Source organism: Prauserella muralis (assembly GCF_003202285.1).
GTDB lineage: Bacteria > Actinomycetota > Actinomycetes > Mycobacteriales > Pseudonocardiaceae > Prauserella_B > Prauserella_B muralis.
In genome coordinates this window covers 1,607,428-1,626,740 of record NZ_MASW01000002.1, presented here as the reverse complement: position 1 = coordinate 1,626,740, position 19,313 = coordinate 1,607,428, and the positions used below count along the sequence as shown (strand labels likewise).

The 19,313-nt window shown below is 72.6% G+C and carries 19 protein-coding genes; 9 read left to right on the top strand and 10 right to left on the bottom strand.

Going from position 1 to position 19,313, the window contains the following annotated elements; translation table 11 throughout:
* Positions 1-16 precede the first annotated feature (16 nt).
* Positions 17-1,036: a DNA polymerase domain-containing protein gene (locus BAY60_RS18865; RefSeq protein ID WP_112282204.1), complete on the bottom strand. Its 1,020-nt coding sequence runs from the start codon at positions 1,034-1,036 to the stop codon at positions 17-19.
* A gap of 52 nt (positions 1,037-1,088) precedes the next feature.
* Between BAY60_RS18865 and BAY60_RS18860 the strand changes: the two genes are divergently transcribed.
* From BAY60_RS18860 to msrB, 4 genes are all read left to right on the top strand, one after another.
* Positions 1,089-1,766 (top strand): TVP38/TMEM64 family protein, encoded by a 678-nt coding sequence (locus tag BAY60_RS18860; RefSeq protein ID WP_112282483.1) that lies wholly within the window; start codon positions 1,089-1,091, stop codon positions 1,764-1,766.
* 145 nt (positions 1,767-1,911) lie between these two features.
* Positions 1,912-3,480: a serine/threonine-protein kinase gene (locus tag BAY60_RS18855; RefSeq protein ID WP_112282203.1), complete on the top strand. Its 1,569-nt coding sequence runs from the start codon at positions 1,912-1,914 to the stop codon at positions 3,478-3,480.
* A 35-nt stretch (positions 3,481-3,515) separates the two neighbouring features.
* Positions 3,516-3,815, top strand: a complete 300-nt coding sequence (locus tag BAY60_RS18850) for a hypothetical protein (protein WP_112282202.1) — start codon at positions 3,516-3,518, stop codon at positions 3,813-3,815.
* 27 nt (positions 3,816-3,842) lie between these two features.
* Positions 3,843-4,268 (top strand): peptide-methionine (R)-S-oxide reductase MsrB, encoded by a 426-nt coding sequence (gene msrB, locus BAY60_RS18845; RefSeq protein ID WP_112282201.1) that lies wholly within the window; start codon positions 3,843-3,845, stop codon positions 4,266-4,268.
* Positions 4,269-4,272: 4 nt separating this feature from the next.
* On the opposite strand, the gene hemQ is transcribed toward msrB, so the two are convergent.
* Genes hemQ through hemE form a run of 3 tightly spaced genes read right to left on the bottom strand, consistent with a single transcriptional unit; the run spans position 4,273 to position 7,453 of the window.
* Positions 4,273-4,965 (bottom strand): hydrogen peroxide-dependent heme synthase, encoded by a 693-nt coding sequence (hemQ, locus tag BAY60_RS18840; protein ID WP_112282200.1) that lies wholly within the window; start codon positions 4,963-4,965, stop codon positions 4,273-4,275.
* A 4-nt stretch (positions 4,966-4,969) separates the two neighbouring features.
* Positions 4,970-6,349 carry a protoporphyrinogen oxidase gene (gene hemG, locus BAY60_RS18835; protein ID WP_112282199.1) on the bottom strand — a complete coding sequence of 460 codons (1,380 nt, stop codon included), beginning with the start codon at positions 6,347-6,349 and terminating at the stop codon, positions 4,970-4,972.
* 21 nt (positions 6,350-6,370) lie between these two features.
* Positions 6,371-7,453: a uroporphyrinogen decarboxylase gene (gene hemE / locus BAY60_RS18830; protein ID WP_112282198.1), complete on the bottom strand. Its 1,083-nt coding sequence runs from the start codon at positions 7,451-7,453 to the stop codon at positions 6,371-6,373.
* A gap of 86 nt (positions 7,454-7,539) precedes the next feature.
* Between hemE and BAY60_RS18825 the strand changes: the two genes are divergently transcribed.
* The 5 genes from BAY60_RS18825 (at position 7,540) to BAY60_RS18805 (ending at position 13,970) form a co-directional block, all read left to right on the top strand.
* Complete coding sequence (locus BAY60_RS18825) at positions 7,540-8,103, top strand: DUF3000 domain-containing protein (protein ID WP_170160448.1); 564 nt, start codon at positions 7,540-7,542, stop codon at positions 8,101-8,103.
* A gap of 368 nt (positions 8,104-8,471) precedes the next feature.
* Positions 8,472-9,188: a response regulator gene (locus BAY60_RS18820; RefSeq protein WP_112282197.1), complete on the top strand. Its 717-nt coding sequence runs from the start codon at positions 8,472-8,474 to the stop codon at positions 9,186-9,188.
* A 66-nt stretch (positions 9,189-9,254) separates the two neighbouring features.
* On the top strand, positions 9,255-10,496 hold the full coding sequence (locus BAY60_RS18815; protein WP_112282196.1) for a ribonuclease D: 1,242 nt from the start codon (positions 9,255-9,257) through the stop codon (positions 10,494-10,496).
* Between the two features lie 178 nt (positions 10,497-10,674).
* Positions 10,675-11,865 (top strand): thiolase family protein, encoded by a 1,191-nt coding sequence (locus tag BAY60_RS18810; protein ID WP_112282481.1) that lies wholly within the window; start codon positions 10,675-10,677, stop codon positions 11,863-11,865.
* The gene (locus tag BAY60_RS18805; protein ID WP_112282195.1) at positions 11,862-13,970 is read left to right on the top strand and encodes a 3-hydroxyacyl-CoA dehydrogenase NAD-binding domain-containing protein; all 2,109 of its coding nucleotides are present in this window, start codon (positions 11,862-11,864) and stop codon (positions 13,968-13,970) included. The genes BAY60_RS18810 and BAY60_RS18805 overlap by 4 nt, the downstream gene beginning before the upstream one ends.
* Before the next feature lie 145 nt (positions 13,971-14,115).
* Here BAY60_RS18805 and BAY60_RS18800 read toward each other — a convergent pair whose 3' ends face one another.
* From BAY60_RS18800 to BAY60_RS18775, 6 genes are all read right to left on the bottom strand, one after another.
* A complete protein-coding gene (locus BAY60_RS18800; RefSeq protein WP_112282194.1) occupies positions 14,116-14,943 on the bottom strand; it encodes an aldo/keto reductase in 828 nt (275 codons plus the stop codon).
* Between the two features lie 17 nt (positions 14,944-14,960).
* Positions 14,961-16,094 (bottom strand): sensor histidine kinase, encoded by a 1,134-nt coding sequence (locus BAY60_RS18795; RefSeq protein WP_112282193.1) that lies wholly within the window; start codon positions 16,092-16,094, stop codon positions 14,961-14,963.
* Positions 16,091-16,786, bottom strand: a complete 696-nt coding sequence (locus BAY60_RS18790; RefSeq protein WP_112282192.1) for a response regulator transcription factor — start codon at positions 16,784-16,786, stop codon at positions 16,091-16,093. Before BAY60_RS18790 ends, BAY60_RS18795 begins: the two co-directional genes overlap by 4 nt.
* Positions 16,787-16,971: 185 nt before the next feature.
* On the bottom strand, positions 16,972-17,658 hold the full coding sequence (locus BAY60_RS18785; protein WP_112282191.1) for an anti-sigma factor family protein: 687 nt from the start codon (positions 17,656-17,658) through the stop codon (positions 16,972-16,974).
* On the bottom strand, positions 17,655-18,206 hold the full coding sequence (locus BAY60_RS18780) for a sigma-70 family RNA polymerase sigma factor (RefSeq protein WP_112282190.1): 552 nt from the start codon (positions 18,204-18,206) through the stop codon (positions 17,655-17,657). Before BAY60_RS18780 ends, BAY60_RS18785 begins: the two co-directional genes overlap by 4 nt.
* Before the next feature lie 114 nt (positions 18,207-18,320).
* Positions 18,321-19,277 carry an SCO0930 family lipoprotein gene (locus BAY60_RS18775; RefSeq protein ID WP_112282189.1) on the bottom strand — a complete coding sequence of 319 codons (957 nt, stop codon included), beginning with the start codon at positions 19,275-19,277 and terminating at the stop codon, positions 18,321-18,323.
* Positions 19,278-19,313 lie beyond the last annotated feature (36 nt).

Here is a 19,313-nt window from a genome sequence, read left to right as displayed (position 1 = left end):
GCCGCATCGGGCGCTCTCAGTCGCGGTGACGGGCGCGGCTGGGCTGCACGCGCATCGGCTCGCCCGCCATCTTCGGGTACTCCGGCGGATACGGCAGGTCGCCGAGGCCGTGGTCGCGTTCGTCGCGGGCGTAGGCCTCCAGCAGCGGCTCGATGCCGAACGCCTGCCCGTCCAGCTCGCCGTGGGGATCGCCGTACGCGGTGAGCAGGCCCGGCGCGGTGAGCAGGTCGAAGTCCTCGGGCTCCACCTGCGGCAGGTGTTCCCAGGTCACCGGCATCGACACCGTCGCCCTCGGCGTGCCGCGCACCGACCACGCCGAGGCGATCGTGCGGTCGCGCGCCGCCTGGTTGTAGTCGAGGAAGACCCGCCCCGCGCGTTCCTCCTTCCACCAGGCCACGGTCGCCTCCCCGGGAGCCCTCCGCTCCACCTCGCGCCCCAGCGCGATCACCGCGTGCCGCACCGCGACGAAGTCCCACTCCGGCCGGATGCGGACCAGCACGTGCACCCCACGCCCGCCGGACGTCTTCGGGTAGCCCACCAGCCCGGCGTCGGCCAGCACCTCACGCACCACGCCCGCCACTCGCACGGCGGCGGCGAAGCCCGCGGTCTCCGGCGGATCGACGTCGATCCGCAGCTCGTCGGGACGATCGACGTCGGCACGCCGCACCGGCCACGGGTGGAAGTCGAACGTGCCCAGGTTGGCCGCCCATGCGAGCACGGCGGGCTCGGTCGGGCAGACCTCCTCGGCCGGACGGCCGGACGGGAAGGTGATCCGCACCCGCTCCACCCAGTCCGGGGCGCCCTTCGGCACGCGCTTGGCGTAGAACGGCTCGCCGGTGACGCCGTCGACGTAGCGCTTCAGTGTCGTCGGCCGCTCGCCCACTGCGCGCAACAACGGTTCCGAAACGGACAGGTAGTACTCCACCAGCTGCCGCTTGGTGATGCCCCGCTCCGGGAAGTAGACCTTGTCCGGATTGGACACCCGGACCACCCGCTCATCCACGCGGTACTCGACCGCCTCGCCGTGTCGCGCCACAGTCGCGAGCGTAGCCGTGAGCGCGTCACCACACGTGCTCTACCGTGAACGGGTGGCAGGCAGATCGAAGATTCTCGTGGCACTCGTGCTCGTGGCGGCACTCGCGGTGGCGGCGCTGACCCTGCCACTGCCCAGCCCCGCGGCGGTGCGCGCGTGGGCCGACGACGCGGGCGCCGCGGCGGCGCTGCTGCTGCTGGCCGCCTACGCGCTGCTGACGGTGGCGCCGATTCCGCGCACGGTGTTCAGCCTGGCCGCGGGCCTGCTGCTCGGCGAGGCGCTGGGCGTGGTGGTCGCGATCACCGCCACCACCGTCTCGGCCTGCCTCGGTTTCCTGCTGGCCCGCGCGCTGGGCCAGGACTTCGTGGCCCGCCACCTGCATCGCGCGCCGGTGCGCACGGTGAACGACCGGCTCGCCGGCGGGGGCGCCCTGGCCGTGGCTTCGCTGCGGCTGATTCCGGTGGTGCCGTTCGCGCCGCTGAGTTACTGCTGCGGCGTCTCGTCGTTGCGACTGCGCCCCTACCTGCTGGGCACCGTCGCAGGCAGCCTGCCCGGAACGGTCGCCGTGGTGGTGCTCGGCGACGCACTCACAGGGACCACACCTCCCGCTTTGCTTGTCTGCTATGTGGTCTTCGCGCTGCTGGGCGCGATAGGGTTGCTGCGCGCCATTCGCACGGCGAGGCCGCACCCGGCCGAGCCGCCTCCGGCCGAGCCGGAGTACGCCGTACGATGACGCGGCGCGAGCGGCGGTTCACGCGGATCGGCAACCGGGGACCGCTACACTCGATCGGGGCGCGAGCCAGGACACATCGCGCCTGCCGAGTCCATTCACGATCGCGAGAAACAGCCGAGGAGCAGGCGCCATCGACACGGGTCAGTTGATCGCAGGCCACTATCGCCTCGTAGAGCACGTCGGCAGCGGTGCCATGGGGATCGTCTGGCGCGCGATCGACGAGCGTTTGGAACGTTCGGTCGCCGTCAAGCAAATCCTGACCCAGCCGGGGCTCTCGGAGGCCGAGCGCAGCAACGTGCGCCAGCGCGCCATGCGCGAGGCGAAGAACGCCGCGCGCTTCCAGCATCCCAACGCGATCGTGGTGTTCGACATCGCCGAGCACGCCGGCGATCCATGCCTGGTGATGGAGTACCTGCCCTCGCGCAGCCTGTCCGCGATCCTCGCCGACGCGGGCACCCTGCCGGTGCAGGAGGTCGCGCGGATCGGCGAGCAGGTGGCCGCGGCCCTCGTCGCCGCCCACCGTGCCGGGATCGTGCACCGCGACATCAAGCCGGGCAACATCCTCATCGACGACAACGGCGTCTGCAAGATCACCGACTTCGGCATCTCCCGGGCCAGTGGTGACCTGACCCTCACCCAGACCGGGCTGATCGGCGGGACGCCCGCCTACCTGGCGCCGGAGCTGGCACGCGGTGCGGATCCGACGCCGGCGTCCGACGTGTTCTCCCTGGGTGCGACGCTGTACCACGCGGTCGAGGGCCTGCCGCCGTACGGCGACAGCACCAATCAGCTGGCGTTGCTGTACGCGGCGGCGAACGGCAAGGTCAACCCGCCGACCCACGCAGGCCCGGCCACCGCGCTGCTCATGAGCCTGCTGCGCGCCGAGCCGGAGGAACGGCCCACCATGAGCGAGGCCCGGGAGCGGCTCGCCCGGCTGGCCGTCGGCGGCGAGGGCAACGGCAAGCCGCTGGCCGGGACACTCGTCTCCCCGCCGCTGCTGTCCGGCGGTGCGGGCCCGAAGCCCGCCGCGCCAGGCCCGCAGGCGGCGCCGTGGCAGCGCAACCCGCCACACCAGCAGCACAGCGGTCCGCGCCCGCAGCCCACCGCCAACGCGGCGGCCGCCGCCCCGCCCGCACCCCCCGCGCGGCAGCAGACGGGCACCGGCGGTGACAGACGCAAGCCGCTCGTGTTCGGCGCGATCGGCGTCGCCGTGCTGATTCTCGCGGCAGCGCTCATCATCGTGCTCAACCTGGGCGGCACCGAGGAGAACCCGAACGCCCAGGGCGGCGACCCGTCGACCTCCACGTCGTCGTCGCCCGGCACGCCGAGCTCATCGAACTCCCCGTCGCCCAGCTCGCGGGCGCAGAGTTCCGGTGGCCCCGTGGCCTGGGGTGCGGCGGGCCAGACGATCGAGACCTTCTACAGCAACCCGGCGGGCTCCTGGAACCTGCTCACCCCCGCCGCCAAGGCCGCCTACGACAACGACCAGTCCGAGTTCGCCGAGTACTGGCAGGAGAACCAGCCGACGTCGTTCGGCGGCATCGAGGCCTACAAGCGCAAGAACAACCCGGACGGCTCGGTGGACATGCGGCTGACCGTCGACATCGGGGACGGCGCGCAGCAGATGACGCTGCGGGTGATCGACTCCGGCGGCAGGCTGCTCATCGACGGCGACACCCGCCCCGACAAGAGCGGCCGCGGCTCCTCGGGCTGATGCGCAGGCCAGCGCCGATGGCCTACCGTTGTGACATGTCGGAGGACAACCCGGCCCGCCGCAGCTCGCGCTTCGACGACGAGCTCGTCGGGCTCGACCCGGACGATCCGGAGACCCAGGCGTTCGCCGAGCACCTGGACCGGATGCAACGCACCGGGCCGGCCTTCACCGTGGAGGCCTCGCTGCGCGGGGTCGCCGACTTCGCCGAGGGCAGCAACCGCGCGGGCGGCCTGCGCTGGTTCGTGGCCGTGCTGCTGGTGTGCCTGATCCTGCTCGGCGTGCTCGTCTCGGCCTGGGACACGCTGGGCAACCTGCTCGACTGGCTGGCCCAGTGAGCCGCGCGGACAGGTAGTCTCGGACGCATGGAACCTGCCGCCGAGACCAGTCCACGCGTTCAGAAGTCCGACGAGGAATGGCGCAGGCAGCTCTCGCCCGAGGAGTACGCCGTGCTGCGCCAGGCGGCCACCGAGCGGCCGTTCACCGGCGAGTACACCGACACCAAGACCGAGGGCGTGTACGAGTGCCGCGCCTGTGGCGCCGAGCTGTTCCGCAGCGACACCAAGTTCGAGAGCCACTGCGGCTGGCCGTCGTTCTACGACCCGGCCGACTCCGACGCCGTGATCCTGCGTCAGGACCGCTCGATGGGCATGGTGCGCACCGAGGTGCTGTGCGCCGCCTGCCACAGCCACCTCGGCCACGTGTTCGAGGGCGAGGGCTACCCGACACCCACCGACCAGCGCTACTGCATCAACTCGGTCGCGCTGCGCCTCACGCCTGCCGGGTCGTAGCCGCTCAGGGCAGGTTCAGCACCAGCTCACCCGGTGCCACGCGGGTCCCCGTGTAGAACGGAATCTCCTCCCGGACGTGGCGGCGGGCCTCGGTGCCGCGCAGGTGCCGCATGAGGTCCACGATGCGGTGGAGCTCGTCGGCCTCGAACGCGAGGATCCACTCGTAGTCGCCGAGCGCGAACGACGCGACCGTGTTCGCGCGCACGTCCGGGTAGTCCCTGGCCTCCTTGCCGTGGTCGGCGAGCATCTTGCGCCGCTCGTCGTCCGGCAGCAGGTACCACTCGTACGAGCGCACGAACGGGTACACGCACACGTACCGGCGGGCTTCCTCGCCGGCCAGGAACGCCGGGACGTGGCTCTTGTTGAACTCCGCGGGACGGTGCAGCGCCACCTGGCTCCACACCGGCACGGAGACCCGGCCCAGCGGGGTGCGCCGGAACCCGGTGTAGGCGGCCTGGACCTGCTCGACCTCCGGCGCGTGCCACCAGATCAGGTAGTCGGCGTCGGCCCGCAGGCCCGCCACGTCGTACACGCCGCGCACGACCACGCCCTTGTCCTCCAGCGCGTCCAGGTAGTCGCTGGTCTCCCGGGCCGCGGGGCCGCGGTCGTCGGGCAGCCTGCCCGGCTCGACGCGGAACACCGACCAGGCGGTGTAGCGGATGGTGTCGTTGAGTTCTTGGTAGTTCAGGCGCGCCATGCCCCTATCGTCCCACCAGACGGCGGGCGGCCACCTCGGCGGTGGCCACACATGCGGGGATCCCCACACCGTGCAGGGCGGCGCCCGCGACCTCCAGCCCCGGCACGGCGGCGACGGCACGCTCGATGCGCGCGACCCGCTCGGTGTGGCCGGTGCCGTACTGGGGCAGTCCTCCGCCCCAGCGGTGTACGAGCGCGTCGACGGGCTCGGCGGTGATGCCGGTCAGCGCGGCGAGGTCGTCGCGGACCAGCCGCACCAGCTCGGCGTCGGTGGCCCGCAGCGACTCCGTCTCGCCGAACCGCCCGACCGAGCCCCGGATCAGCACCGGAAGGCCCTCGGTGAGGTGATGCGCCCACTTGCGCGCCGAGAAGGTGAACGCCTTCGCCGTGAACGGCCTGCCGTCGGCGTGCCGCTCCCCCTGGCCGATGAGGACACCGGAGGCCCGCGGCGGGTCGGTGCCGGGCGGCAGCGCGAGGGCCACCACGGCCATCGAGGCCAGCTCGACGCCCGCGAACGCGGCGGACGCCTCCGGTGCCACGTCGGCCAGCAGCCTGCGGGCGGCGGGCGGGGGCACGGCCAGCAGCACCGCGTCGGCCTCCAGCGGGCCGCCGTCGCCGAACGTCAGCCGCCAGCCGCCCTCCGGCAGCCGGGCCAGCGACAGCACCGGCGCACCGCGGCGCACGTGCGCGGCCGAGGCCTTCTCCAGCTGCGCCACCAGCGTGCCGAGGCCCCCGGTCAGCGTCGCGAACACCGGCGAGGTGCCGGGCGTCGCCGGAAGCTGGCGGGAGGCGGCCTCGGTGAGCGAACCGGCCCCGGCATCGAGTGCGGCGGCCAGCGCGGGCAGCGTGGCGCGCAGGCCGAGCCCGTCGGCTCCCCCGGCGTACACACCGCCGAGCAGCGGGTCCACCAGCCGGTCGACGAGCTCGTCGCCGAAGCGCCGCCGCAGCAGCCCGCCGAGCGAGACGTCGTCCTCCGCCAACTCCAGCCGCGGCAGCGAGGGCTCGGCGGCCACCCGTTCACCGCCCTCGGCGGAGAGCACCCCGGCCACGGCGTCGCGCGAGGCGGGCACGCCCATGACGGTCCCGGCGGGCAGCGGCACGGTGCGGCCCCCGGCCCGCACCGTGGCCTTCGCCCCGGTGGGGTGGGTCAGCTCGGCCTCGAGCCCCAGCTCCCTGGCGAGGTCCACGGCCTCGGGCCTGCGCGCGAGAAACGCCTCGGCGCCCACGTCGAAGGAGCGACCGGCCAGTTCCACGGTGCGCAGCTTGCCGCCGAGCACGTCACCGGCCTCACACACGGTGATGGCGGCGCGGTCACCGAGCAGCGCACGCAGCCGGTGGGCCGCGGCCAGCCCGGAGACGCCTCCGCCGACGACGGCGACTCTCACCGGTACCTCACGACAGGGTCCTCACAGGCTGTGCACCAGCTCCACGACACGGGTGAGCACGGCCGGGTCCGTCTCCGGCAGCACGCCGTGCCCCAGGTTGAAGATGTGCCCGGCCGCGGCGCGGCCCTCGGCGGCGATGCGGCGGACCTCCGCCTCGATCACCGGCCACGACGCCATGAGCAACGCGGGGTCGAGGTTGCCCTGCACCACCGGGGGCGGCCCGCCGGGCAGGTCGAGCCTGCGCACGGCCTCGTCGAGCGGCACGCGCCAGTCGACGCCGACCACGTCGGCCCCGGCGTCGCGCATCGCGGTGAGCAGCTCGCCGGTGCCGACGCCGAAGTGGATGCGCGGCACGCCGTACTCGGCCACGCCCGCGAGCACCTTCTCCGAGTGCGGCAGCACGAACTCCCGGTAGTCGCGGGCCGACAGCGCACCGGCCCAGGAGTCGAACAGCTGCACGGCGTCGACGCCGGCGTCCAGCTGCGCCCGCAGAAACGCCAGGGTGATGTCGGCGAGCCTGCTCGCCAGGTCGTGCCACAGCGCGGGGTCGGCGTGCATGAGCGCCTTGGTGTGTTCGTGGTTCTTGCTCGGGCCTCCCTCGATGAGATAGGAGGCCAGCGTGAACGGGGCACCGGCGAAGCCGATCAGCGGCGTGTCGCCGAGCCTGCCGACCAGCAGCCGCACGCCCTCGGCGACGGCGTCGACCTGACCCGGCTCCAGCCGCGGCAGGGCCGCCACCGCGTCGGCCGAGCGCACGGGCTCGGCCACCACGGGCCCGGTGCCGGGCACGATGTCGATCTCGACCCCGGCCGCGGCGAGCGGCACGACGATGTCGCTGAACAGGATCGCGGCGTCCACGCCGTGCCTGCGCACCGGCTGCAGGGTGATCTCGGCCAGCATCTCGGGGTCGAAGCACGCGTCGAGCATGGACACGCCCTCCCGCAGGGCGCGGTACTCGGGCAGCGACCGGCCGGCCTGGCGCATGAACCACACCGGAAGCCGGGACGGCCTGCCGCCCCGCGCGGCCACGAGCAGCGGCGCGCCGGTGAGGTCACGCCGTGCCGGGACGGAGGCCAGGGACGGCGAGGAGGGGGACGTTGTCATCATCGTTATCGTGCCACGACCAGTTCGAGCCCGGTTCTCGGCGCGTCCTTTGCCTGCGGGCCAGGGTGGCGATTTAGAGTCGGACAGTGACCGCCATGACGCAGGCTCCCGAGGAGTTCCGTGCCGCCGTCGCAGGGCTGCAGGCCGTGCGACCCCGGCCGGAGGTGAGCCTGGAGCCGATCCGGGCCCCCCAGCGTCTCGCGCCGTGGGCCTACGCGCTGAGCTGTGAGACGCAGGGGGCGGGCGACGTGCTCGCGTCGGGACGGCTGGTGCTGCTGCACGATCCGGACGGCCAGGAGGCGTGGAACGGCGTGTTCCGGCTGGTGGTCTACGTGCGGGCCGGGCTGGACCGGGAGCTGGCGACGGACCCGTTCCTGCCCGCGGTCGGCTGGTCGTGGCTCACCGACGCGCTGGAGGCCTCGGGCGCGGCCTGGAGCACCCTGGGTGGTACGGTCACGGAGACGTCCTCGGCACGCTTCGGCGACATCGCGGGACCGGCCCGTACCGACGATCTCGAACTGCGGGCGTCCTGGACGCCGGTCACCTCGGAGCTGCGGCCGCACGGCGAGGCGTTCTGCCAGCTGATGGCGAGCTACGCCGGACTGCCTCCCGTGGGCGTCACGATGTTCGGCCAGCGTCAGTCTTCCTAGCGTCCTCCCGGCCGGGGACGACGTCACCGTCGGTTCACACGCGTCCGCCGGCGGCACTGCGCTCCGCGACCGCCGATTCGCCGTGCACGAGGCATCTGCACGCCCTGATGAGCACCGGCAACCTCTCTACATCGTGTTCGCTCAGCGATCCGTTAACCACGGGCCGTGTAATAACCTGATCGTGCGACAACCACGGCGGCTAGTTACTACCCGATTGGGATAGATACCCGTTCGATCGCCCCACTGACCCACTCGGGCGGCTAAAGTGCATCCAACGACACCACTTTCGGTCTAAAGCTGGCGCGGCTGATTGGCCGAAAGTCCCGGTGCCGGTCGGGGGGCACGACCGGCACCAGGGAGGTAGTGACGTGGCTGCCGTCGGCTTTAACCAGGCCGTTCGTTCCACGCCAGCCGGTGCGTTGCCGGCGAGCATGGTCCCGCACCCGCGGGAAGAGTTGTTTTCCGTGCTGGTGGTCGACGACCACCCGCTGTTGAGGGAGGCGATTGCCGCACGACTGGCGCAGATGGGCGCCGGGACGGTACACGAGGCCGCCACGGTGGCCGAGGCACGAGCGAGGGCGGCGGCCACCGGGCCGTGCGACCTGGCGATCCTCGACCTCGGGCTGCCCGATGGCAGTGGCATCGAGCTGGTCACCGAGCTGCGCAGCACCGGCTGGCCACGCGTGGTGGTGCTCGCGTCGTCGGACGACCCGTACGCGGTGCGCTCGGCGTTCCAGGCGGGCGCCCAGGCGTACCTGCTGAAGTCCGCCTCGCCGGTGGTCGTCACCGACGGGGTCCGGCGGGTGCTCGAGGGCGGCGTCTACGCCGACCCGAGCGTGGCGCCCGTGCTCGCGACGGGCACGCGAGTGGCGGGCACCGACAACACCCCGCGCGAGCTCTCGGCGCGCGAGGTGGAGGTCCTGCAGCTGGTCGCCGATGGCCAGTCGAACAAGGAGATCGGTGAGGAGCTGAGCCTGTCCGCGCTGACGGTGAAATCGCACCTGTCGCGGATCGGGCGCAAGCTCGGCACCGGTGACCGGGCTCAGATGGTGGCGCTGGCCATGCGGGCCGGCGTCATCCGCTAGACGGGCAACACCCCTACGGGGCGGGCCGACCAGGCGCGGCGAGCCCGTCCCGTAGGGTTCAAGCTTGTGGACAACGCAGATCACGGCCCCGAGGTGCCGGAGGAGTCTGCGCCCATACCGCTGACGGAACCGGCGGGGGGAACCCCGCCGGTGATCTCTGACGTCGCGGCACTCCGGGCGGCGTGCGCACGTCTGGCGGCGGGCAGTGGCTCCATCGCCGTCGACACCGAGCGGGCGTCCGGGTACCGGTACTGGCCGAAGGCCTACCTGGTGCAGATCCGGCGCGAGGGCGCCGGAACGATGCTCATCGACCCGATCCCGCTGCGCGACGAGCTGACACCGCTGGCCGAGGTCCTCTCCGGCGCGGAGTGGGTGCTGCACGCGGCCTCGCAGGACCTGCCGTGCCTTGCCGAGCTCGACCTGCACCCGCCCGCCCTCTTCGACACCGAGCTGGCGGGCAGGCTGGCGGGCTACGAGCGCGTCGCGCTGGGCACCCTGGTCGAGGTGCTGCTCGGCTACCGGCTGGAGAAGGGCCACAGCGCCGCCGACTGGTCGAAGCGGCCGCTGCCGCAGGACTGGCTGAACTACGCGGCGCTCGACGTCGAACTGCTGGTGCCGCTGCGCGAGAAGCTGGAGGCCGAGCTCGCCGCCCAGGGCAAGCTGGAGTGGGCGCGGCAGGAGTTCGAGGCGGTCCGGTTGGCTCCGCCGCCAGGGCCCCGTGCCGAACCGTGGCGACGGACCTCCGGCATTCACAAGATCCGCACCGCGCGCGGGCTCGCCGCCGTGCGCGCGCTCTGGGAGGCGCGCGACGAACTGGCCCGCAAGCGCGACCGCGCGCCGAGCCGCATCCTGCCCGATAGCGCGATCATCAACGCCGTGCTCTCGGACGCCCGGACGAGTGCCGACCTGCAGGCGTTGCCGGTGTTCGGCGGCCGCGTGCAGCGCCGCTACACGGGCAACTGGCTGCGGCACCTGCAGGCGGCGCGCACGCTGCCGTCCTCCGAGCTGCCCAGCCCGTCGGTGCCCAACGACGGTCCTCCCCCGACCAACCGGTGGAGCGACAAGGACCCGGACGCCGCCGCGCGGCTGGCCGCCGCCCGCACGGCACTGGCCACCATCGCCGAGCACCACCGGCTGCCGGTGGAGAACCTCCTGCTGCCCGACCTGCTGCGCCGCACCTGCTGGCGCCCGCCCGAGGACCGCTCCCCCGCGGGCGTCGCCGAGATGCTCCGCGAGAACGGGGCCCGGCCCTGGCAGATCGAGCTCACCGCCACGGAGATCAGCAAGGCCCTGCACACACAGGCCTGAGCCACGGACCGCTCGTCCTCCCTCCCCCCGCGCCGGCGGGGCGCTGTCGTTGCGCTGTCCTGCGCGCGGCGTGAGCCACCCGACAGGAGTACCATCCTGGTTACCGGGCGGTAACTTAGGCTATCGTGCCGGCATCCACGTACTCGACATCCACGAAGGAGCACCCGTGGCCGCACCCGTGCGCACCGTGGCCTTCGTCGACGGGGTCCGAACCCCCTTCGGCAGGGCAGGCGACAAGGGGATCTACGCCAACACGCGGGCCGACGACATGATCGTCAAGGTCATCCGCGAGCTGCTGCGCCGGCACCCGGAGCTGCCGCCCGAGCGGGTGGACGACGTCGCCGTCGCCGCGACGACCCAGACCGGCGACCAGGGACTGACCATCGGCCGCACCGCCGCGCTGCTGGCCGGGCTGCCCAAGTCCGTGCCCGGTTTCGCGATCGACCGCATGTGCGCGGGCGCGATGACCGCGGTCACCACCACCGCGAGCGGCATCGGCTTCGGTGCCTACGACGTCGTCATCGCGGGCGGCGTGGAGCACATGGGCCGTCATCCGATGGGCGAGGGCGTCGACCCCAACCCGCGGTTTCTCACCGACAAGCTCGTCGACCCTTCGGCGCTGGTGATGGGCCAGACGGCCGAGAACCTGCACGACCGCTTCCCCGCCATCACCAAGCAGCGCTGCGACGCCTACGCGGTGCGCAGCCAGGAGCGCTTCGCCGACGCGGTGAAGGAAGGCAAGATCGGCCCGGAGCTGGTGCCGGTCGCCACGCGCCACCCCGAGCTGGGCTGGGGCCTGGCCACCGAGGACGAGCCGCCTCGCCCCGGCACGACGATGGAGGGCCTGGCGAGCCTGAAGACGCCGTTCCGCCCGCACGGGCGGGTCACCGCGGGCAACGCCGCGGGTCTCAACGACGGCGCGACCGGCGCGATCCTCGCCGACGAGTCCACCGCCAGGGAACTGGGGCTGCCCGTCGGCATGCGCCTGGTGGGCTACGCCTTCGCCGGGGTCGACCCGGAGGTGATGGGCGTGGGCCCGGTTCCGGCCACCGAGAAGGCGCTCGCCCGCGCCGGTCTGTCCATCTCGGACATCGGCCTGTTCGAGATCAACGAGGCGTTCGCCGTGCAGGTGCTGGCGTTTCTCGACCACTTCGGCATCGCCGAGGACGACCCGCGCGTCAACCAGTGGGGCGGCGCGATCGCGTGCGGGCACCCGCTGGCCTCGTCCGGTGTCCGGCTGATGACGCAGCTGTCCCGGCAGTTCGCCGAGCGGCCCGACGTCCGCTACGGCATCACCACCATGTGCATCGGCATCGGCATGGGTGGCACGGTCATCTGGGAGAACCCCGCCTGGGAGGGAGCGAAGTGATTTCCGCCGAGCAGGCCAAGCAGGCCTTCCCCGACGAGGTGGTCACCCGTGCGGTGACCCGGCTGGTGACCGTGCCCGGCCTGGACAAGCCGGTCGCGCTCATCACCATCGACAACGGCTACGACCACAACCGGCCCTCGACGTTCGGCCCGCAGAGCCTGGTCAGCCTCGACGCCGCGCTCGACGAGGCGTTCTCCGCCGAGCCCGCCGCGGTGGCGGTCACCGGCAAGCCGTTCGTCTTCGCCGTCGGCGCCGACCTCTCCGGCGTCGAGCAGGTCTCCCGGCCCGAGCTGGCCCGCGAGATCGCGCAGTCAGGGCACGACGTGTTCCGCAGGCTCACCGAGTCGCGCATCCCGACCTTCGCCTTCGTCAACGGCGCGGTGATGGGCGGCGGGCTGGAGCTGGCGCTGTCCTGCCACTACCGGACGCTGGCCGACAACGCCGCCGCGATCGCGTTTCCCGAGGTGTTTCTCGGGCTGTTCCCCGGCTGGGGCGGCACGCAGCTGCTGCCGAACCTCATCGGCCCTGACGCCGCCGTGACGGTGACCATCGAGAACGCGCTCAACCAGAACACGATGCTCAAGCCGAAGCAGGCGGCCGAGCTGAGGATCGTGGACGAGCTGCTCGGCTCGGCCGACTTCCTGGAGCAGTCCCTGCTGTGGCTGGCGAAGGTGGTGCGCGGCGAGCACACCCCGGCGCGCAGGGAGATCGACCGCGGCCAGGAGTGGGACGCCGCCATCGCCCGGGCCCGCGCGATCGTCGACGGCAAGACCAAGGGCGCCTCGCCCGGCGCGGCGAAGGCCGTCGAGCTGCTGGAGCTGGCCCGCGAGGCGGACCTGGACACCGGCTACGCGGCGGAGACCGACGCGCTGGCCGAGATCCTGATGACCGACACCCTGCGCGCGGGGCTGTACTCGTTCAACCTCGTCAACAAGCGCGCCAAGCGGCCGGCCGGGGCGCCGGACAAGGCGCTGGCCCGGCAGGTCGGCAAGGTCGGCATCGTGGGCGCGGGCCTGATGGCCAGCCAGCTGGCGCTGCTGTTCGTGCGCAGGCTCAAGGTGCCGGTGGTGCTCACCGACGTCGACCAGCAGCGCATCGACTCCGGCGTCGGCTACGTCCACGACGAGATCGGCAAGCTGGCCGCCAAGAAGCGCGTGTCGCCCGACGAGGCGAACCGGCTCAAGGCCCTGGTGTCCGGCTCGCTGGACAAGGCCGCCTTCGCCGATGCCGACTTCGTCATCGAGGCGGTGTTCGAGGAGCTGGGCGTCAAGCGACAGGTGTTCGCCGAGTTGGAGCAGCACGTGTCCCCCGAGGCGATCCTGGCGACCAACACCTCGTCGCTGTCGGTGACCGCCATGGCCGAGCAGCTGCAGCACCCGGAGCGGGTCGTCGGCTTCCACTTCTTCAACCCGGTGGCCGTGCTGCCGTTGCTGGAGATCGTGCGCGGCGAGCGCACCGACGACGCGGCGCTGGCCACCGCGTTCGCCGTGGGCAAGCAGTTGAAGAAGTCGTGCGTGCTGGTCAAGGACGCGCCGGCGTTCGTGGTGAACCGGCTGCTGACCCGGTTCCTCGGCGAGGTCCTGGCGTCGGTGGACGAGGGCACGCCGTTCGAGGTGGCCGACTCCGCGCTCGACCCGCTGGGCCTGCCGATGTCGCCGCTGACCCTGCTGCAGCTGGTCGGGCCTCCGGTGGCACTGCACGTCGCCGAGACGATGCACGAGGCGTTCCCCGACCGGTTCGGGGTGAGCGAGAACCTCAGGCGTTTCGTCGAGGCGGGCAAGCGCGCCGTCTGGACCTGGGACGAGCAGGGCAACCAGCGGCTCGACCCCGAGGTGGCGCAGCTGTGGCAGCAGGGTGACCGGCCCGCCACGGCCGAGCAGGTGCGCGAGCGGGCGCTGGGCGCGATCGCCGAGGAGGTGCGCATCATGCTCGACGAGGGTGTGGTCGCCGAGGCGCAGGACATCGACCTGTGCCTGATCCTCGGCGCGGGCTGGCCGTTCTGGCTCGGCGGCATCACGCCGTACCTCGACCGCACGGGCGTGTCCGAAAAGGTCAACGGCAAGCCGTTCCTCGCGCCCGGGGTCGCCTCGGTACCCGCCGCCTGACCAAAGCTCCCCAATGCGGCATTGGTGGCGTTGAACCGGCACAGCGACGCGGAGCGTCTCCGTTTGGGCAGTGGTGGGAGACGGGCGGGCGCTACGAATGCCGCATTGGGGAAGTTGAACGCTACAAATGTGGCATTGGGGAGCTTCAGGCGAGCGTGTCGGGATGGGGGCCGAGACGGTCGCCGGATTCCAGGGTCGCGAAGGCGGCGATGTCGTGCTCGTCGAGCTCGAAGTCGAAGACGTCGATGTTCTCGGCGATACGCGCCGGGGTCACCGACTTCGGGATCACCACGTGCCCCATCTCGAGGTGCCAGCGCAGAACGACCTGCGCCGGGGTCTTGCCGTGCTTGCGGGCGACCGTGGAGATCACCTCGCTGCCGGAAAGGCGCTCGCCGCCCCGCGCGATCGGACTCCACGCCTCGGTGGCGATGCCGTTCTCCTCGTGGAAGGTGCGCAGCTCCGGCTGCTGCAGCCAGGGGTGCAGTTCGATCTGGTTCACCGCCGGCGTCACGCCCGTCTCGTCGATGAGCCGCTGCAGATGCGGCACCTGGAAGTTCGAGACGCCGACGGCGCGGGCACGGCCGTCCGAGGCGATCTTCTCCAGCGCACGCCACGTGTCGACGTAAAGGTCCTTGCTGGGCACGGGCCAGTGGATCAGGTACAGGTCCACGTAGTCGAGGGCCAGCTCCCGCAGGCTGACGTCGAAGGCCCGCAACGCCGCGTCGTAGCCGTGCTCCGTGTTCCACAGCTTCGTGGTGACGAACAACTCCTCGCGCGGCAGCCCGGACTTGGCCACCGCCTCACCGACACCGCGCTCGTTGCGGTACAGCGTCGCCGTGTCGACGCTGCGGTAGCCGGCCTCGAAGGCGGTGAGCACCGTGTCGGTGGCCTCGGCGTCCGGGACCTTGTACACCCCGAATCCCAGCTGGGGCATCCGGACACCGTTGTTGAGCTCGACCGTGGGTACGTCCATGCCCCGACCGTAACCCGCTATCCCGCCAGCGGCAGCGTCACGGTGACCGCCAGTCCCCCGCCCACCACGGGCTCCGCGGTGACGGACCCGCCGTGTGCGCGCACGGCCGCGCGCACGATGGACAGCCCGAGGCCGGCGCCCGAGCGTGCGGTGCGCGCCACGCCCGCCCTGCGGAACGGTTCGAACAGCTCGGCCACGGTCGCCGGGTCGATCAGCGGACCCGAGGAGCGCACGCACAGCCGCACCGAGCGCGGCCCGCTGTCGGTGCGCACGTCGATCCAGCCGCCGTCGACGTTGTGCCGCACGGCGTTCTCCAGCAGATTGCCCGCGATCCGCTCCAGCAGGGCGGGGTCGCCGGTCGTGACCGCCGAGGGGGTCTCGAACTCGGCGCGCAGGCCGCGCTTGTCGGCCTCGGTCCGCACGGCCCGCCACGCGCTGTCGGCCACCGCGGCCAGGTCCACGTGCTCGGTCAGCGCGAGCCCCGCGCCGTCGGTGCGGGCCAGCAGCAGCAGCGAGCCCACCAGCTGCTCGGCCCGCTCGGTGGCGTCGCGCACCACCGCGGCCATGCGGCGCAGCTCCGTCTCGTCGGCCTGCTCGTCGGACAGCGTGACGTCCAGCTCGGTGCGGATCACCGACAGCGGGGTGCGCAGCTCGTGGCTGGCGTTGGCCACGAAATGCCGCTGCGCCTCGAACGCCGCCTGCAGCCGGTCGAGCATCTCGTCGAAGGTGTGCGCCAGCTCGGCCAGCTCGTCGCGGGTGCTCAGCTCGCCGATACGCTCGCCCAGCGACTCCACCGACAGCCGGTGGGCGGTGTCGGTGATCTCCCGCAGCGGCAGCAGCACCCGCGAGGTGAACGTCCACGACAGAATGCCCGCGGCGGCCACGACGAAGCAGAAGGCCACGGCGCCCGCGATGAGCATCCGCTGCCGCGCCTGCTCACGCAGGTGCTCGGCCAGCGTGGAGGCCTCCACGTCGACGCCGTCCACCCGGACCACCGTGCCGGGCGGCATCTGCGGCACCGCCGCCACCGAGTCGCCGACCAGCTGCCAGGCCAGCCAGAGCAGCACGAGGCTCACGAGCGCGACCAGGACGGTCGCGAGCACCGTGATACGCGCGCGCAGGCTGCGCGCTCCGAGGCCCCGGCGGATCACCCGTCGAGCGAACCAGATCCCGAACTCGTCCCGGCGCCCGGCACCCGGTAACCCGATCCGACCACCGTTTCGATGATCCCTGGTTCGCCCAGCTTCTTACGCAACGTCATCACGGTGACACGGACCGTGGTAGTGAAGGGGTCGGCGTTCTCGTCCCACACCCGTTCGAGCAGGTCCTCGCTGCTGACCACGGCGCCACCCGCGGAGAGCAGCACCTCCAGCACGCCGAACTCCTTGCGCGTCAGCTCCACCAGCTCGCCCGCCCTGCGCACGGTGCGCCGTGCCGGGTCGAGCTCGACGTCGTCCGCGGTGAGCACCGGCGGTGCCGCCGGGGTGGCCCTCCTGCCCAGAGCACGCACGCGGGCGACCAGCTCCGGGAAGGCGAACGGCTTGGCCAGGTAGTCGTCGGCCCCCAGGGACAGTCCCTCGACACGGTCGGACACCGCGCCGCTGGCCGTGAGCATGAGCACCCGCGTCAGCTCGCCCGAGGTGACGATCTCCTTGCACAGGTCGTCTCCCGACATGCCGGGCAGGTCACGGTCCAGCAGCACCACGTCGTAGCGCGTGATGGACGCCTTCTCGTGCCCGTCGTCGCCGTTGAGCGCGACGTCCACCGCCATACCCTCGCGGCGCAGACCCCGCGCGATCGCCTCGGCGAGCGGCTCCTCGTCCTCAACTACCAAAACCCGCACGTCAACACCGTGTCACACAATCCTGAGAGCTTTCTATGTGAAGCCCGTGTGTGTGCATTCTAGGCCGATTACCGTACCCCGCAGCCGGACGACGACGGGCACGGTGGCGAGCCCGAGGGCACCTTGGGTACACGCCACGTACCCAGGGTGCCCTTGGGCTCGGCGACAGCGGCCGGTGCGCCACCCTAGAGCGGTACGGACACCAGCTGCTCGCCGTCGAAGGTCTCGATCCGTACCGAGGCGATGTCGGCGGCCGGGACAGCGGCGGCGCCGTCCAGCTCCAGGCCTTCGCGCTCGCCCTTGGCCGAGACGGTCCAGCTGCCCGCGACCTCGCGCGTGCCGTCCGACGAGACGACGACCAGCCTGCACTTCAGGCCCGCCGCCACGCCCTCGACGGTGGCGGCGAGCCGCACCCAGTCACCGGCGGGCCGGACCGACACGCGCAGGGCCGCGCCGGTGCGGGCGTCGGTCGCCGACGTGATGGTGGTGCCCTCGGCGATCTCCTCGCCCGGCACCACATCCGGCGCCGCGACCCAGCCGACGAGCACACCACCTCCGGCGAGCACGGCGGCGACGGCGGCGGCCGCGAGCCCGGCGCGCACGAGCCGCCGCCTGCCGATCGCGTCCCGCTCGGCACGGACGAGACGCAGCGTCCGGCGCAGGAACAGGTCGTCCTCGGCGGGCGGGCCGTCGAGCAGCGCCTCGGGCGGCACCTCGCCGAGCACGGCATGCGCGTCGCGCAGCTGAGCCAGTTCCGCGCGGCAGCGCGGGCAGCCGGCCAGATGCCCTTCCACGGCACGTGCCTCCAGGGGGTCGAGCGCGGTGAGCACGTAGCCGCCGAGCGAGGCCGCTTCCTCGTGCCGCTGCCTCATCCGGCCACCTCCCGCACCGCGAGCCTGCCGCCCGCGAAGCCCTGGCGCAGGGCGCGCAGCGCGTAGTACGACCGCGACTTCACGGTGCCGGGCGGCACGCCGAGCGTGCGGGCGGCCTCGCTGACGGTGCGGCCGTGGAAGTAGATCTCGGTGAGCACGTCGCGGTGCTCCGGGCTGAGCCGGGCGAGTGCGTCGAACACGACGAGCGAGTCGACGACGTGGTCGGCGTGGTCGGTCTGCACCGGTGGCGTCTGCGGCGACTCGGCCACCTCCTGCGGCCGGGCCGCCTTGGCCCGGACCCGGTCGGTGACGATGTTGCGGGCGACGGTGAGCAGCCAGCCACGCACGGAGCCTTTGCCGTTGAGCAGCGCGTCCGGACGCCGCCACGCGCGGACCAGGGTTTCCTGGACCACGTCCTCGGCAGTCGCGCGGTCGCCGGTGAGCCGCGTCGCGTAGGCGAGCAGTGCCCGGCCGTGTTCGGCGTAGAGCGAGCGGATGAGCGCCTCGTCGGCCGCTTCCTCTCGTCTCCGGGCCCACAAAGCGGCCATGCGGGAGCCTCTTTCTCGGGGAAGGAACAACGGGGGTGGACCGGCCCGGCGGGTGTGGTGAGGCGGGCGCACCCGCCGGGCCGGAGACTTCGAAGCCGGGGTCCGGGAGAGCGGTCAGTAGCCGTCGCCCGCGTCCTCGGACGCGGCGGAGCCGGTGGGGCGCTTGTCGGCGGCGACGGCGCAGCCGTTGGTCTCCACCGCGAACCAGGTGCCCTTGACGCCGTGCCCGGCGGCGTCGCCGGGGCCGGCGTCCCTGGCGTAGGTGTACATCGGCCAGCCGCCGACGGTGACCTGCTCGGTGCCGTCGGGACGGGTGACCGTGCCGACCAGATCCGGGTCCACACCGGTGATCTCGACGTCTCCGTCGGCGATCACCGGCGGCCAGGCCTCGGCGCACTCCCCCGCGCACGTGGCAGCCGGGGGTTTCGTGCCGTCCTCGGTGAACAGGTACAGCGTGCGGCCCTCGCCGTCGGTGAGCACGGTGCCGAGCCCGCCGATCCGGGTGGTGGCGACCGCGACGGACCTGTCCCGCGCGGACGACGACGGAGCCGAGGCCTGCCCCACCGTGGCCCCGGTCGGGCTGATCGCCGACCACTGGCCGTCACCCGCGCCGTGTCCGGTGGACTCACCGGGTTCGGCGTCCTGGGCATAGGTGTAGACCGGCCAGCCCTTGACGGTGACCTGCTCGGTGCCGTCGGCCCGCCGGACGGTGCCGACGACGTCGGAGCTGAGACCGTCGACGGCCACGCCGTCCTTGGCGATCAGCGGCGGCCAGGCGGCCGCGCACTCACCGTCGCAGTGGGACTGTGGCGGATCGGCGGTGTCCTGGCTGAACCGGTAGAGCGTCCGGCCGTCGCCGTCGGTGAGCACCGCGCCCAGCCCGGCCACGTCGGCGACCGCGACCAGCGTCGCGGTCGCCGACGTGGATTCGGCCTGCGCCTGCTGCTGAACCGCCACCGGAGTGGTCCGGCCCGTGCCGGAGGAACCATCAGTGCCGTCTCCGCACGCGCCGAGCAGTCCGATACCGGCCACGGCTGCGACCGTGAGGGCGGCAAGACTCCTGCGAGACATGAGTTTCTCCTTGTGTGAAGGGAGGTCCCGCGCTCG

Coding starts and splice junctions, on each gene's coding strand:
- BAY60_RS18850 (WP_112282202.1), top strand. CDS start 3,516: ATGTCGGAGGACAACCCGGCCCGCCGCAGCTCGCGCTTCGACGACGAG.
- BAY60_RS18780 (WP_112282190.1), bottom strand. CDS start 18,206: ATGGCCGCTTTGTGGGCCCGGAGACGAGAGGAAGCGGCCGACGAGGCG.
- msrB (WP_112282201.1), top strand. CDS start 3,843: ATGGAACCTGCCGCCGAGACCAGTCCACGCGTTCAGAAGTCCGACGAG.
- hemQ (WP_112282200.1), bottom strand. CDS start 4,965: ATGGCGCGCCTGAACTACCAAGAACTCAACGACACCATCCGCTACACC.
- hemE (WP_112282198.1), bottom strand. CDS start 7,453: ATGACAACGTCCCCCTCCTCGCCGTCCCTGGCCTCCGTCCCGGCACGG.
- BAY60_RS18785 (WP_112282191.1), bottom strand. CDS start 17,658: ATGAGGCAGCGGCACGAGGAAGCGGCCTCGCTCGGCGGCTACGTGCTC.
- BAY60_RS18800 (WP_112282194.1), bottom strand. CDS start 14,943: ATGGACGTACCCACGGTCGAGCTCAACAACGGTGTCCGGATGCCCCAG.
- BAY60_RS18775 (WP_112282189.1), bottom strand. CDS start 19,277: ATGTCTCGCAGGAGTCTTGCCGCCCTCACGGTCGCAGCCGTGGCCGGT.